This is a genomic window from Curtobacterium sp. AG1037 (genome assembly GCF_003349855.1).
Taxonomy (GTDB): domain Bacteria; phylum Actinomycetota; class Actinomycetes; order Actinomycetales; family Microbacteriaceae; genus Curtobacterium; species Curtobacterium citreum.
This window is the reverse complement of sequence record NZ_QQAO01000001.1, coordinates 300,207-314,753: the sequence shown is the minus strand read 5'-3', so window position 1 is coordinate 314,753 and position 14,547 is coordinate 300,207. Positions and strand designations below refer to the sequence as shown.

Genomic DNA, 14,547 nt, shown 5'->3' with positions numbered 1-14,547 from the left:
CGCCTCCCGTCCGTCCTGCAGGTCCGGCAGACCCGCCGCGTCAGGCGGTGCGGTCGCCGACCGCGTGCGCGTTGCGGCGCACCGAGGGCAGCCGCCGGTGATCGCGCATGAGCGAGCGGAGCTCGCGGAGCCGGCGGTCGATGCCCCACTTCGTGACGAGGGTCAGGCTCTCGCGCACGATGTTGCCGCTCATCTTCGAGACGCCGAACTCGCGCTCGGTGAAGGTGATGGGCGTCTCGACGACGCGCAGGCCGGCCTCGAGGGCGCGCCAGCACAGGTCGACCTGGAAGCAGTAGCCCTTCGAGGCGACACCGGCCAGGTCGATCCGTTCGAACGCCGACGAGGTGAAGACCCGGAAGCCGCCCGTCGCGTCCCGCACGGCGATGCCGAGCGCCATCCGGGTGTACAGGTTCCCGCCGCGGGACAGCAGCTCGCGGTACCAGGGCCAGTTCTCGACCTCACCGCCCTTGATCCAACGGGAACCGAGGACCAGGTCGTTCGAGTCGGCGAGCTCGAGCATCCACGGGAGGTACTCCGGGTGGTGCGAGCCGTCGGCGTCCATCTCGACGAGCTTGTCGTACCCGTGCTCCAGACCCCAGGCGAACCCCGCGAGGTACGCGCCGCCGAGGCCGTCCTTGACCGTGCGGTGCATCACGTGCACCCGGTCGGTCTCACGGGCGATCGCGTCGGCGATGTCGCCGGTGCCGTCCGGGGAGTTGTCGTCGACGACCAGCACGTGCACGCTGTCGTCGGTCGCGGCGAGGGTGCGCGCGACGATCGGACGGACGTTCTCCGCCTCGTCGTAGGTCGGGATGATGACCAGGGACTTGCTCATGGTGCTCCTTGCGGGTCGGGTCAGACGATACCGAAGCGCGTCGGGCCTATCCTGACGACAGGTCTGCGAACACGATCAGATTGTCCGTGTAGTGGCCGGTCGCGGTGTCGAAGGTGCCGTCGCACGTGATCAGCCGGAGTTGGGGCGTCGGCGCACTGCCGTAGACGTCGCTCGTCGGGAAGGCGGACTTCGCCGCACGCTCGGACCGCTCGACGGTGAACGTACGGGTGGTCCCGTCGGACATCCCGACCTGCACCTGGTCACCGGGCACGAGTTCGTCGAGACGGTAGAACACGGCGGCGCTGGTCGGGCTGTCGACGTGGCCCGCGATGACCGCGGGACCGACCTGCCCGGGGACGATCCCACCGGAGAACCAGCCGGCACTGTCCCAGTCCTTCGGCGGGTCCAGCTCGCCGGCGGGACCGCGGCCGAGGTCCTCCAGCCCCGAGGAGACGCCGATCGCCGGGATCTCCACACGGACCGGCGTCGCGTTCGACCGCGCCGCCGGTGCGGCCGGGTCCTGGAACCCGGACGTGTCGCTCCCGCCGGACCCGTTCCTCGCGGCGCCGGGATCGGTCGACGCCGACGCGCTGGTCCCCGCGGCACGGCCGGTCGCAGCGCCGCCGGCGCCGGTCGCTGCGACGGCCACCCCGGCGATGCCGCCGACGACGAGCACGGCCGCGACCGCTCCGGCGACGACCACCCCGCGACGCCCGCTCGCTCGACGTCGCCCGCGCACCACGGTGGTCGGGTGCTCGCGACGCGGCGCAGCGGCCCGGCGTCCGCTCACGAGTCGCTCCGGGGACCGACCGCGCACCCGCCGAGGACGTCCGACGTGAGCATCGTCGCGCCGAGCGCCGCCCAGGCGTCGCCGTAGTACGTCCGGGTCGTCGCCGACGTCCGGTCGCTCCGACGCAGGTCCGCGGTCACCGCCGACGACGAACCGTCCGCCTGCTCGGCGGCCGCCCGGGCGGCGTAGGCGAGCGCACTGGTGTCCGTGGTCACGGCTGTGCCGCCGAGGTCGAGCTGCGCCGCGAGCGTCGTGCTGCGCCGCAGCGTGGGCGCGAGTTGCCCGGCGAGGGCCCGGTCCGGTGCGGAGCAGGCCTCGGCCCAACGGAGCGGGAGTCGCATCGCGTCCCACCCGTAGACGACCGGTCCCTGGTCGCCGGACGCCGGCATCGGGTCGACTGCACCGTCGGCGTGCACCTGAGACCAGTCGCTCGGAAGGGCGCTGGCCCGGAGGACCGCGGCGGTCGCGGCGCGGGACCCGTCCGCGAGCGCTGCCCAACGTCGGTCACCGGTCGCACGCTCCAGGACGCGGAACGCCGCCGGCGATGCGTACGACGCGTTGTAGCGGTAGGGCTCCCGGTCGGCCCACGGCCCTGGCAACAGGATCGTGCCGAGGTCGGTCTCGGCGGTCTCGTGGTCGAGGATCGCCGCGGCGAGGGTCTTCCCCGCCTCGGTGTACCGCGCGTCGTCCCATCGCTCTCCCGCGAGCACGAGGGCGCGGGCCGCGTCGAGGTCGGCGTCGCTCGCGGACTGGTCATCCGCGACGCCCGCTCCTGGTGTCCACCGCCACGCCAGCAGGTGGTCGTCCGTCAGCAGGTGGCGTTCCGTCCACGACCAGACCTCGCCGAAGGTCTTCCGGTCGTCGCTCGCGTAGGCGACGAGCAGGCCGTAGGCCTGCCCCTCGCTCACGGTGTCGCCGCCCTGGTCGGTCCGGACGACCCGGCCGTCGCGCACGTAGCGGTCGATGAAGTCGGAGCGCAACTGCGCGGCGCTCCGGTCGACGTCCGGAGCGGACGTCGAGGTGGCGTTCGAGGTGATCGAGGCCTGCGGCGCCGTCGCGCTCCACGGGCGGACGGCGACGAGCGCGGCGCCGACGGCGACGACGAGCGTCGCCGCGGCGGCGATGGGTATCCAGGTCTTGCGGGTCATGCCGGCTGTACCTCTCCGGTGGTCGGGGACGGTCGTGGCGGAGGCGCGGCGCCCGTGGGCGGACCCGCTCACGTGCACCGCGCCTCCTGCCCGTCAGCGGAAGAGCGAGCGGAACGCCGCGACGACCGCGTGCGTGAACTCGGTGACGGGACGTCCTGCGGCGGAGCCACCGCCGCCGGTCTGGACGCCGCCCGACGGGGTGGCCGCCGTGGCTGCGGCGTCGGTCACCGGGACGACGGTGAGGTCCCCCTTGCTGTCGTCGAGGACGAACAGCGTCGACACGGTGTTGCCCGCGAGGTCGACGTCAGCGGTCCCACGCTGCCCGTCGCCGGAGACGTCGAGCCGCCACTTCCCCGCGCCGACGGTCGCGTACCGGGTCGCGGTCCCGAACGCGGCGTCCTGCGCGACGGTGGTGCCGTCGGCGGTGCTGACGTCGACCTCCTTCGCGGTGGTCGCCGCCTGCACGAGCCGCAGCTTCGCCTTGCCGTCGCCCGGCTGCTGCAGGTCGTCGGTGAACGCGGTCGTCTTGAGGTCGTCGTTCTTGCCGTAGGCGACGACGGTGTTCGCGTCGCCCTGCTGCACCTGCACGTCGGTCGAGATGACCGGCGTGGAGTCCGGGTCGTCGGCAGCGCGCATGGACAGCACGTAGGTCCCGACCGGGAGCTCCTGGTACGGGCTGACCTGGCCGTAGGTCACGTCGTCGAGCTCGAAGACCTTCTTGCCGCCGGACAGACTGGTGAGCTCGACGTCGACCCCCTTGGTGTCCGGGGACAGGTGACCGACGCGCAGCCAGCCCTCGTCGCCGGACGTCGCCGCGGTCGCCGTCTGCGGAACGGTGAGCCCGACGGCAGCGGCGACGAGGGCGGCAGCGACGCCGCCGACGACGAGCGGGCGGCGGGCTGCGCGACGCGACAGGGCATGCCGCGCCGCGACGCGGGTGTTCGTGGTTCCGGTGGTGTCGGTGGTGTCGGTGGTGTCGGTGGTGTCGGTGGTGTCGGTGGTGTCGGTGGTGTGCATCGTGGTGCTCCTCGGGGTCGGGTTCCGGGATCGGGTTCGGTGTCTCCGGTCGGGACTTCGGGTCGGGCTTCCGGGTCGGGGCCAGCGAGCGAGCGGGCGGAACCTGCTCGCTCCTCGTGCCCAGTACGGCCGTTGCCGCCCGCTCGCGGCCGTTGCTCGTCACGTGGGTGGGCACGCAGCCAGCGGCCTCAGGACGCCGTGGTCGGCGTCGTGGTCGGGTCGGCGGGGGCGTAGGTCACGACGACCCGGCTGCCGTCCCGTTCGATGTCCGCCGGTCGGATCGCTTCGCTCATCGCCGCGAAGGTGTCTGCGACCCGGACGGCGGTCTCGCCGCTGCTCGTGTGCAGGACAACCCGTCGGAACGGCTGCCCCTCCTCGCCGGTCAGGGACGTGAAACGGTCGACGCGGACGTCCTGGTCGGCTAGGACCTGCCCGAGGGCGAGCATCGCACGGGAGTCGACCTGACCGGCGCGGAACTGGGACCTCGTGCCGGCGTCGGCACGGAGCGCCGGGTTCTGTGCCAGCTCGGTGCCCATCGTCTTCCGCCCGTTCGTGGCGGCGGTGATGGCCTCGTCCGCGGCGGTCGTCCCCGCTGCGTGGATGCGACGGACGTCCACTCGCTGGTCACCGGTGCCGAAGCTTGCGACACTCGTCGAGTTCTGGACCGCGAGCGAGACGTCCCGCGACGAGTTGCCACCGGTGCGCATCGAGTCGGTCGTGACGACGTAGTCCGAGTCCTTCCACCCGTTCGGCGACTGGCGCTGCACGGCGGCGTCGGTGTCGAGCTTGTAGTACCAGATCACGTTGTCGCGGGCGAAACCGTCACGGACCAGGTCGACCCACATGGCGTCGTCCACGAGCAGCCGTGACGACTTCGGGACGTTGTCGCCGACCCACTGCTCGGCCTGCTGCATCGGCCGGTCCAGGTCCGCGACCAGGAACCCGCGGAGCTGGACGCCCCAGAGGGGGACGGCCACGGCGAGCGCGGTCGCGGTGACGGCGACCCAGGCAGCCCCCAGCCCGCGTCGTGCGACGCCGCCGATCCGGCTCCCCGCGCGGCTGCGTGTCCGCCCCGCGACGGCGAGGACCGCCCGCTCGGCCGTGTACGCCACGAGCAGCGCCGCGAACGGGACGAGCACGATGACGTAGGGCACCGGCAGGTACCCGTTCGGACGGAACATCATCGCGAGCAGGAACACCAGCATCGCCGCGATCGGTCGGACCCGACGCAGGAAGAGCCCGACGACCGCCGCGACCGTGCCGAGCACGATGAACACGGGGTCGAGCGCCCACCACTGGGACGCCGCCTGGTTCGCCAGGCTCCCCGCGTCGAAGACGGAGCCGGACGCGGCACGGGATCCGAGCTGGTAGGTGATGCCCTGGAGGAGGCTCACCCGGCCGCTGCCGGGCAGGAGTTCGCCCTTGACCGCGGCGAGCAACAGGTACCCTCCACCGATCACGACCAGGACCGCGCCGGCCACGCTCAGCGTGTACCGGCGTGTGCTGCGGTCGGCCCGACGCACGGCGATCCAGACGAGGAACGGCAGCGCGAGCAGGTAGGTCTCCTTCGAGAGCACGGCCACGCCCAGGCAGGCTGCCGCCCCGGCGAACCCGGCGAGCTGCTGACGCCGGCTGAGCACGAGGACGAACGCGGCGAGGAGCCACGGCGTCGCCACGTTGTCGATGTAGACCGTGCGGTGGTACTGCAGGGCCAGCGGGGAGAGCGCGAACACGAGCCCTGCCGCGGCCGCGGTCGCCCGACCAGCGCCGAGTCGGCGAGCGAGGACGAAGAGCAGGAGGCTCGACACGGCGGCGAAGAAGACCATCGCCTCGCGGCCGGCCTCGACGGCGAACGGGTAGCGGGCGAAGGCGCCCGTCAACGCGGTGTACCCGGCGATCTGGATCCACCCGAGCGGCGGGTGGTCGTACCAGTACGTGTAGTGGGTGAGCTCGCCGAGGTGCCCGATCGCCCAGGCCTGCGCCGTGTAGGTGCCCTCGTCGTCGATGCGCTGCGGCGTGCCGGCCATGTTCCACGCCTGCACGACGACGGTGACGGCGAGGACCGGCACGAGCCAGCCGAGGCTGGCTGCATGGACCCGGAACCACCCGCGGACGCCGGAGAACGATGCAGCCCCCCGGACCGGGATCCCGGTGGTGTGGGTGATGCTGGCGCTCATCGGCCACCTCCTGCGGTCGAACCGGCGAGTTCGCGGGTCCCGGCGTCGGTGGTCACGGCGTTCGCGAACCCGACGACCTCCTGCTGCACGGCTCCCGTGCGGTGCTGGCCGGTGTGCTCGGTCTTCTCCCAGCCGTTCTGGCCCTTGACGTGCCGGACGACCGCCCGGACCGCAGCCGCGGCGAGGAACACCTGGTACGGCACGAGCCCGAGCACGAGGAACACGTAGTCACGCGCCCGGACCTTCTCCTGGTACAGCCGGCCGAACTCGTTCAGCCCGACGACCTCGACGGCGAGCAGCATGAGCGTCGGCGCCACGGGGATGAACGTCATGAGCGCGATCGCGGTGGGCACCTTGACGAAGAGGATCATCAGGGCGCTCAGCGGGATCAGCAGGCCGGTCGCGGCCTGGACGAAGGGCATCGTCAGCATGTACCGCGCGAAGAACCGCTGACGGAACGAGGGCAGCTTCCTCCACTCCCCCTTCCCGAGCACCTGGAGGAACCCCTGGTTCCACCGGGTCCGCTGCTTGAGCAGGGACGCGAACGTGGGCGGGGTCTCCTCGCGGGTGACGGCTTCAGGGCTGTAGGCGACGACGACCTTCGCGCCGTCGGCGGACAGCCGCACACCCAGCTCGCAGTCCTCTGCAAGGCAGTGTGCGTCCCAGCCGTTCGACCAGTCGAGGCGTTCCTTCGTCACGAACACGGTGTTGCCGCCGAGCGGGATGAACTTCGAACCGGCGTGGAAGTGCAGGCGGGACCGGAACCAGAAGTAGTACTCGAGCACGTTGCGGAGCGCCCACCAGCTCGACCGGAAGTTCATGAGCTGCACACCGCCCTGTACGACGTCGGCACCGGTCTCCTGGAACCGCGAGTCGACGAGGCTCAACAGGCGCGGGTAGACCTCGTCCTCGGCGTCGAACACGCCCACGATGTCGCCCGTCGCGTACTGCAGGGCGAGGTTCATCGCCTTCGGCTTGTTCTTCGGCGCCGTGTCGTCCACGACCACCTTGATGAGGGACGGGTGGCGGGCCGCGGCGGCCCGGACGACCGCGTCGGTCTCCGGGTCGTCCTCGCCGACGATCGCGATGATCTCGAAGTCCGGGTGGTCCTGCGTGGCGAGCATGTCGAGCGTCTGGCCCATCACGTCCTGCTCGTGCCGCCCGGGCACGAGGAGCGTGAAGCGGTGCGCCGCGGGCAACGGTGTCTGGCTGAAGCTCGTCGACTTCAGGGCGTCTCGTGACCGCCATGCGTGGAGCATCCACCACAGAGTGGTGAGTGCGATCACCGTGAGCAGCACGGAGACGGCGATGAGCACGGAGTACCCGATCCACTCACCCAGCGACCAGGCGACCTGCGGGGCCTGCCCCGAGCCTCCCGTCGGGACGTCCGTGGTCCCACGGTTCGGGAGGTTCCCTGCGGGCCCGGTCCCCTCGTTCGGCTGCAGCAGCGGCCCGGCGGCCGTCAGCAGCGTGGCGGTGATGGTCATGCGGCGTGCTCCTTCGCGTGAGCGTCGGTGGAACGGAAGACGAGGGCCTTGTACGCGACGAACCGGAAGACGGTGCCGAGGACGAGGCCCACCCCGTTGCCGGCGACGTTGTCGGCGAGGGTCGAGGTGAAGCCGAGGACGTAGTGCGAGACGAACAGGCAGGCTGCGGCGATGCCGAGGCCGACGACGTTCGTGACGGCGAAGAGGAGTCCCTCGCGGAGGGTCTCCTTCCGGCCGACCTGCCGCTGCGAGCGGAACGTGATGGAGCGGTTCGCGAGCCACGCGACCGCGGTGGCGACGACGGCGGAGACGATCTTGGCGGCGATCGGACCGTCGGTCAGGACGGTCGCGCGCAGCAGGTTGTAGACGCCGAGGTCGATCACGAAGCAGACGGCGCCGATGGCGCCGAACGAGGCGAGCTGCGTCGCCGTGGCGCGCAGGCGGGAGGCGAGCGCCCGCCGAGCCACGGTCACCGCAGGGCCGGCGGATGCCGCTGGGTGGGCGGCGCGTGCGGCGGGAACTGCAACGGGGGTCGGCACCGGCCCGATGCCGGGTGGCACCAGAACGGGGGTGTCGGTTCGGGTCATGCCCCCTCTTCGGGGGCACGCGACGGGGTGGTTTGGGTGGGGTACACGGTCTGCCAGGACCCTGCCAGTTCCGCGACACCTGCTGTTCATCAGTGAACATCCGTCAGCGTTTCGGCTGATCAGGGGTCAGATCCCCCGTCCGTCTGGACGGTCGCGAGCGCTGTGTGGTGACGGGACGACGGACGGGAGGCACGGTGCCAGCCGGCACCGTGCCTCCCGTCCGTCGGTCCGTCGCGCGTTACGCGGGGCGCCGCTCCGGGCTGACCGTCTTGCTCGCGTCGCGTTCCGGGATGTCGCCGAGCGCGTCGTCGATCGCGGCGAGCGCGTCGGCGTCGAGGGTGACGCCCGCTGCCTTGACGTTGTCCGTGACCTGCTCCGGGCGGGACGCACCGACGATCGCGGAGGCCACGTTCGGGTTCTGCAGCGTCCACGCGATCGCGAGCTGGGCGAGCGTCAGGCCGGCCTGGTCGGCGACCGGCTGCAGGCGCTGTACGGCCTCGAGGACCTCGTCCCGCATGAACCGCTTGATCATGTCCGCGCCGCCCTTCTCGTCGGTGGCGCGGGAGCCCTCGGGGGCCGGCTGGCCCGGCTTGTACTTGCCCGTCAGCACGCCCTGGGCGATCGGCGACCAGACGATCTGGCTGAGGCCGAGCTGCTTCGAGGCGGGCACGACCTCTCCCTCGATGACGCGCCACAGCATCGAGTACTGCGGCTGGTTCGAGATGAGCTGGAACCCGAGCTCCTTCGCCAGTGCGGCGCCGGCGCGGATCTGCTCGGCGTTCCACTCGCTGACGCCGATGTAGAGCGCCTTGCCCTGGCGGACGACGTCCGCGAAGGCCTGCATGGTCTCCTCGAGCGGGGTCTCGTGGTCGTAGCGGTGTGCCTGGTAGAGGTCGACGTAGTCGGTCTGGAGGCGCTCGAGCGAGCCGTCGATCGACTCCATGATGTGCTTGCGGGAGAGGCCGACGTCGTTGTGCCCCTTCGGCCCGGTCGGCCAGTAGACCTTCGTGAAGATCTCGAGCGACTGGCGGCGCTCGCTCTTCAGCGCCTCGCCGAGCACGGTCTCGGCGGCGGTGTTGGCGTACGTGTCGGCGGTGTCGAACGTGGTGATGCCGGCCTCGAGGGCGGCGCGGACGCACTGGGTCGCGACGTCGTTCTCGACCTGCGAGCCGTGCGTCAGCCAGTTGCCGTAGGTGATCTCGGAGATCTTGAGTCCGGAGTTGCCCAGGTACCTGAATTCCATGGTCCTGACGCTACCGGGGCCCGGGCGGCGATGAGTGGCCGTGCGAGTACCTGGTTGGTGCGGGCGGGGCGGGGCGAGGTGCGCGGGGCGGGGCGCGCGGGGCGGGGTGCGCGGGGCGGGGCGCGCGGGGCGGGGTGCGCGGGGCGCGGGGCGGGGCGCCTGGGACGCGAGCGGGAGGAATACGCGCCCCGCGGCTCCCGTCCTACGTCGTTTCCGCCCGCTCGCGTGTCGCTCGCGCCGCCCGCGCCGTCCGCGCCGCCCGCCGGACGCGAGCGGGCGGAACACGCGCCCCGCACCTCCCGTCCACCGCCCGTTCCGCCCGCTCGCGTGCCGCGAGCCGCACGCGTTCCCGCGCCGCGCCCGCCCGCTCCCGCTCCAGCCCCTCGCTCCCGCTCCTCCACAACCCGCATCGCGGCTCGACCATCCACAGTCGATCGCTCCGACCGCCCACGGCCCGGCCTGCTGGGCAACGCTGCCGGCATGGACTTCGCAGTGCACTTCCCCCACAGCCTCCGGACGCGACCGTTCCGCGTCCGTGAGGCCCTGCACCGCGGCGTCTCGCAAGCCGTCCTGCGCTCCCGCCGCCTCGTCCGACCGTTCCACGGCACGCGGAGTTGGACAGCACCCCGCTCGCACGACGAGCTCGCACGCGCCGTCGCACCACGACTGCGCCGCGATCAGGCGTTCAGCCACGCGACCGCCGCCCACTTGCTGGGCGTCCCGCTGCCCGTGCGGCTCGAACGCGACCGACGCGTGCACGTCACGACCATCGGGACGGACCAGGCACTGCGGGTTCGCGGGACGATCGGCCACCGCACCAGGCAGGGGCGCATCCGAGTGGTGTACTCGGGCGCCGCCGCCCTCGTCGCTCCCGAGGACACCTTCGTGATGCTCGCCACCGCCCTGACGGTTGACGAGCTCGTCGTCGTCGGCGACGCACTGGTCGGCTGGCTGAACTGGTGCACCGTCGACGAGCTCCGGCGAGCCCTGCGCAGACACCGCGGCGCGCGGGGCACCCGGCGCGCGAGGGCAGCCCTCGAACTCGTCCGGGTCGGGTCGCGGAGCCCCGGCGAGACCCGCCTCCGACTCGCACTCGTCCGGCGAGGGCTCCCAGAACCGCTCCGGAACCACGACGTCGTCGAGCACGGCCGCTGGGTCGCGTGTGTCGACCTCGCCTACCCGGACGCACGCGTCGCCATCGAGTACGAGAGCGATCTGCACCGCACCGACGCCCGCACCTTCCGGAAGGACCTCACCCGCGGAGAACGCCTGAAGGACGTCGACTGGTGGCTGGTACGAGCGACCGCCGACGACGTCGGCCCGCTGGTCGACGAGTTCGTCCGGCGGGTGGCTCGCCTCCTGCGGACGGGTTCGGACGGGAGGCACGACTCACGTCCGTGGCATCGGCTCACGTCTGTCTCGTGAACATTGGTTGACGCTTCAACCAAACGGGTGCAGAATGGGCTACCATCGGGTTCGATGCAGGCGCATGTAAAAGTGTGTGCTGTTCGGGAACCGCAGACCATCGCTTCGAAGGAGTCACCATGACGCTCACCGCCTCCGCCATCCCCGGCTACCAGACCGGTACCTGGAAGATCGACCCCACGCACTCCGAGGTCACCTTCTCCGTCCGCCACCTCGCGATCAGCAAGGTCAAGGGCTCGTTCGAGCGCTTCGACGCCACGCTCGTCACGGCCGAGAACCCCCTCGACTCGACGCTCGAGGCCTCGATCGACGTCGCCAGCGTCAACACCAAGCAGCAGCAGCGCGACCAGCACCTCGCGACCGGCGACTTCTTCCTCGCCGAGGAGCACCCGCAGATGACCTTCAAGTCGACCGGCATCCGCGAGGACGGCGACGACATGCTGATCGACGGCGAGCTCTCGCTCCGTGGCGTGACCAAGAACGTCACCCTGAAGACCGAGTTCGGCGGCGTCACGACCGACGGCTACGGCCAGGTCAAGCTCGGTGCCGAGGCGACGACCAAGATCGACCGCACCGAGTTCGGCGTGAACTGGAACGCTGCGCTCGAGGCCGGTGGCTTCACGCTCGGCAACGACGTCACCATCAACCTCGACGTGCAGTTCGTCCTCCAGGCGGCCTGAGCACCCTCGACCCCGTCCGGCTGCAGCTCGTCCGCGTGACGCTCAGCGGCTGACCAGGGCACCGAACACCTGCAGTACCCGGCGAACGGCCCGGCTCCTCCCCCACGGAGCCGGGCCGTTCGGCGTTCCCGGCCACTGGTGCCTGCCTGGCCTGGCGTGGCCGTCGGCATCGGCGTCGTCGGGCGCGAACACGAGCAGCCGAGCGCGAGCGGGCGAGATGTGCGCCGCAGCGACCACCAACCCCGCCGATTCCGCCCGTTCGCCCCAACCCATCCGTTCACCAGACCCCATCTCGGCCGCCCGCCCCGGCGTACCGTGACCGATGAACGACGGGAATCGCCCGCTCTCGCCGGCCGTTCCACCAGGACCGGACAGACGCCGACCACCGACGACCCGTCCCGAAGAACAGGAGCACCATCATGGCCACCGACTGGATCGCGCTGCAGGCCCTCGCAGCAGCCGAGTTCGGCCGCCGCGTCGACGCCGTCACCGACTGGGACGCCCCCACCCCCGACTCCGAGTGGACCACCCGGGACCTCGTCGCCCACGTGATCGACGAGCAGCGGTGGATCCCGAAGCTCCTGACCGGGTGCGACTACGCGCAGGCCGAGGCCGACCTCGAGCCGATCGGCGCCGATCTGCCCGCCGAGTGGGCGAAGTACGCGGCGGACGCGACCGAGGCCTGGCGGAACTCGCCCGCTGACGTCCCCGTGCACCTGAGCACCGACGTCGTGAGCGCGCGGCAGTACCTCACCGAACAGACCAGCGACATCGCCATCCACACCTGGGACCTGGCACGGGCGACCGGGTCGAACGAGACGCTCCCCGAGGATCTCGTCCGCGCAGTGTGGGAGTACTTCGAGCCGCAGATCGAGGACCTCGCCGCGACCGGCCTCTACGCCGCCCCGGTCGACGTCGACGACGACGCTCCGCTGCAGGTCCGCCTGCTCGCCGTCACAGGGCGCGATGCCAGGGTGAACGCATGAGCGATGCAGCCTCCGCCCGGTCGAGTCGAGCGGGCGAAACGAACGACCACGACGACCTGGACGCAGCAGATTCCGCCCGTTCGCGCCGAGCGGGCGGAACGAGCGACCAGCCCGACCAGAACGCAGCACATACCGCCCGCTCGGCCACGGACACGGACACGGACACGACCCCGACCACCCGTGTGCCGACCACGCGCCTCGGAGCCTCCGGCCTGGAGATCAGCGGGGTCGTCCTCGGCATGATGTCGTACGGCCGGCCGGACCAGGGCGCGCACCCGTGGAGCGTCGACATCGACGACGCCAGGCCCTTCGTCCGCCGCGCGTACGAAGCCGGCATCACCGCGTTCGACACCGCCAACGTGTACTCCGCGGGCTCGAGCGAGGAGATCACCGGCGCGCTCCTCAAGGAGATCGCCCCGCGTGAGGAGGTCCAGGTCTTCACCAAGGTCTTCAACCGCATGCGCCCCGGCCCGAACGGCGCCGGGCTGTCACGCGCCGCGATCATGCACGAGATCGACGCCTCGCTCACCCGCCTCGGCACGGACTACGTGGACCTGTACCAGATCCACCGCTTCGACCCGCACACGCCGATCGAGGAGACGATGGAGGCACTGCACGACGTCGTCAAGGCCGGGAAGGCGCGCTACCTCGGCGCGAGCAGCATGTGGACGTGGCAGTTCGCGCAGATGCAGCACGTCGCGGAGCGCCACGGCTGGACGAGGTTCGTCAGCATGCAGGACCAGTACAACCTGCTCGAGCGCGAGGAGGAGCGCGAGATGCACCCGTTCGCGCAGGCGACGGGTGTCGGCGTGATCCCGTGGAGCCCGCTCGCCCGCGGTCGCGTCACCCGCCCCTGGGACGCGCAGGGCTCCGGCAGCCGCGCCGACACCGACGAGTTCGGCAAGACGCTCTACCGCCAGGACGAGGCCGCGAACCGCGCGATCGTCGACGCGGTGCAGCAGGTCGCCGAGGCGCGCGGCGCGAGCATGGCGCAGATCGCCCTCGCGTGGGTCGCCGGGAAGCCCGCGGTCAGCGCACCGATCATCGGCGCGACCAAGGAGCACCACATCGACGACGCGGTCGCCGCGACCGCGATCGAGCTCACCCCGGACGAGGTGTCGCGACTCGAGTCCGCCTACACGCCGCGGGTGCCGTCCGGTTTCTGACGCACCACGGGGCGGACAGGAGGCACGGTGTCGGCTGGCACCGTGCCTCCTGTCCGTCAGTCGGTCGCGTCGGACGCGCCCTGCAGGCGGGCGATGCGGACGAGCGCTGCGCGCTCCGATCCGGGGGTGTTGCCGAGCACCGCGCCGATCCCGTCGAGCACCACGCCCGCGACCTGACGGACGGGCAGGGCCACCGGGCCGACGGCCGGCGTCCGCAGGCCGAGCATCGAGCGGTGCCGCGGGTCGAGCGACAGGACCGCACCGTCGAAGAGCGCGCGGTAACCGGGACGCAGCAGCCGCGCGAGCGGCGGGTCCTTGATGAACCGGACCACGTCGTGGGTGCGGGCGTCGGCCTTGAGTTCGCCGCGGTCGAGGTACCCGTTCATCTGCGCGCGGAGCTCGGACTCGGACTCCGGTGCGTCGTCGACGCCCATCAGGCGTCCGGCGATCGCCCACTCGCGGACGTAGGCGTCGGCCCCGCCTGGGATCGGCGCTCCCCAGACCTGCGCGCTGCGGAGGAACGCGTCGGTGAACGCGAGGTGCACCCAGCGGGCCAGGTCCGGGTCGTTCGCGGCGTACGGCCGGGTGACCCCGTGCCCGTCGACGTACTCCCCGACCACCCGCTCGTGCAGCTTCCGCACCCACTGGCTGGCGTGCGTGGCCTGTTCGGTGTCGCCGTGCGAGACCGTGTAGATCCAGCGGATGGTGCCGGCGAGCCGTCCGAACGGGTCCTCGCGGTAGCGGGAGTGGTCGGCGACGCCGGCGAGCGCACCGGGGTGCAGCGCCTGCACGAGGAGCGCGCGGACGCCCGCGAGCACGGTGTGGTTGCCGCCGTGCACCGCCCAGGTGGCGGAGCCCGGCCCGAAGAACCCGGCGTCGGAGCCCTGCTCGAGGGCGTCGATCCACTCGGGTCGTTCGGTGGCGCCGTTGGTGAAGGTGTCGTTGAGGCGGGTGCGGAACGCGTCGGACACGGAAGGCATGCACCCATCGTCCGTCGCGCCCCTGA

General features: G+C 71.8%; 13 protein-coding genes. 4 read left to right on the top strand and 9 right to left on the bottom strand.

The genetic code is table 11. The annotated features are described in order from the left end of the window. Window positions 1-40: 40 nt before the first annotated feature. The 8 genes from DEU32_RS01440 to DEU32_RS01405 form a co-directional block, all read right to left on the bottom strand. On the bottom strand, window positions 41-835 hold the full coding sequence (locus DEU32_RS01440; protein ID WP_114849020.1) for a polyprenol monophosphomannose synthase: 795 nt from the start codon (window positions 833-835) through the stop codon (window positions 41-43). A 46-nt stretch (window positions 836-881) separates the two neighbouring features. Next, entirely contained in the window at window positions 882-1,625 is a 744-nt protein-coding gene (locus DEU32_RS01435; protein ID WP_141860665.1) for a class F sortase, read from the bottom strand. Continuing rightward, window positions 1,622-2,773, bottom strand: coding sequence for a glycosyl hydrolase family 8 (locus DEU32_RS01430; RefSeq protein WP_114849019.1), 1,152 nt, complete (start codon window positions 2,771-2,773; stop codon window positions 1,622-1,624). Before DEU32_RS01430 ends, DEU32_RS01435 begins: the two co-directional genes overlap by 4 nt. 93 nt (window positions 2,774-2,866) lie before the next feature. Then, the gene (locus DEU32_RS01425) at window positions 2,867-3,790 is read right to left on the bottom strand and encodes a DUF4397 domain-containing protein (RefSeq protein ID WP_114849018.1); all 924 of its coding nucleotides are present in this window, start codon (window positions 3,788-3,790) and stop codon (window positions 2,867-2,869) included. Between the two features lie 188 nt (window positions 3,791-3,978). Next, a complete protein-coding gene (locus DEU32_RS01420; RefSeq protein WP_114849017.1) occupies window positions 3,979-5,967 on the bottom strand; it encodes a glycosyltransferase family 39 protein in 1,989 nt (662 codons plus the stop codon). Beyond that, window positions 5,964-7,454, bottom strand: a complete 1,491-nt coding sequence (locus DEU32_RS01415) for a glycosyltransferase (RefSeq protein ID WP_208738895.1) — start codon at window positions 7,452-7,454, stop codon at window positions 5,964-5,966. Before DEU32_RS01415 ends, DEU32_RS01420 begins: the two co-directional genes overlap by 4 nt. Next, a complete protein-coding gene (locus tag DEU32_RS01410) occupies window positions 7,451-7,927 on the bottom strand; it encodes a GtrA family protein (protein ID WP_257222131.1) in 477 nt (158 codons plus the stop codon). The genes DEU32_RS01415 and DEU32_RS01410 overlap by 4 nt, the downstream gene beginning before the upstream one ends. A gap of 352 nt (window positions 7,928-8,279) precedes the next feature. Continuing rightward, window positions 8,280-9,284, bottom strand: a complete 1,005-nt coding sequence (locus DEU32_RS01405; protein WP_114849015.1) for an aldo/keto reductase family protein — start codon at window positions 9,282-9,284, stop codon at window positions 8,280-8,282. 480 nt (window positions 9,285-9,764) lie between these two features. Between DEU32_RS01405 and DEU32_RS01400 the strand changes: the two genes are divergently transcribed. From DEU32_RS01400 to DEU32_RS01385, 4 genes are all read left to right on the top strand, one after another. Then, complete coding sequence (locus tag DEU32_RS01400; RefSeq protein WP_147281384.1) at window positions 9,765-10,709, top strand: hypothetical protein; 945 nt, start codon at window positions 9,765-9,767, stop codon at window positions 10,707-10,709. Window positions 10,710-10,828: 119 nt separating this feature from the next. Then, complete coding sequence (locus DEU32_RS01395; RefSeq protein ID WP_058743086.1) at window positions 10,829-11,389, top strand: YceI family protein; 561 nt, start codon at window positions 10,829-10,831, stop codon at window positions 11,387-11,389. A 419-nt stretch (window positions 11,390-11,808) separates the two neighbouring features. Further along, window positions 11,809-12,375, top strand: a complete 567-nt coding sequence (locus DEU32_RS01390) for a TIGR03086 family metal-binding protein (RefSeq protein ID WP_114849013.1) — start codon at window positions 11,809-11,811, stop codon at window positions 12,373-12,375. A 182-nt stretch (window positions 12,376-12,557) separates the two neighbouring features. Further along, the gene (locus tag DEU32_RS01385) at window positions 12,558-13,541 is read left to right on the top strand and encodes an aldo/keto reductase (RefSeq protein ID WP_114849012.1); all 984 of its coding nucleotides are present in this window, start codon (window positions 12,558-12,560) and stop codon (window positions 13,539-13,541) included. Window positions 13,542-13,597: 56 nt separating this feature from the next. On the opposite strand, the gene DEU32_RS01380 is transcribed toward DEU32_RS01385, so the two are convergent. Then, on the bottom strand, window positions 13,598-14,521 hold the full coding sequence (locus DEU32_RS01380; protein ID WP_058743199.1) for an oxygenase MpaB family protein: 924 nt from the start codon (window positions 14,519-14,521) through the stop codon (window positions 13,598-13,600). Window positions 14,522-14,547 lie beyond the last annotated feature (26 nt).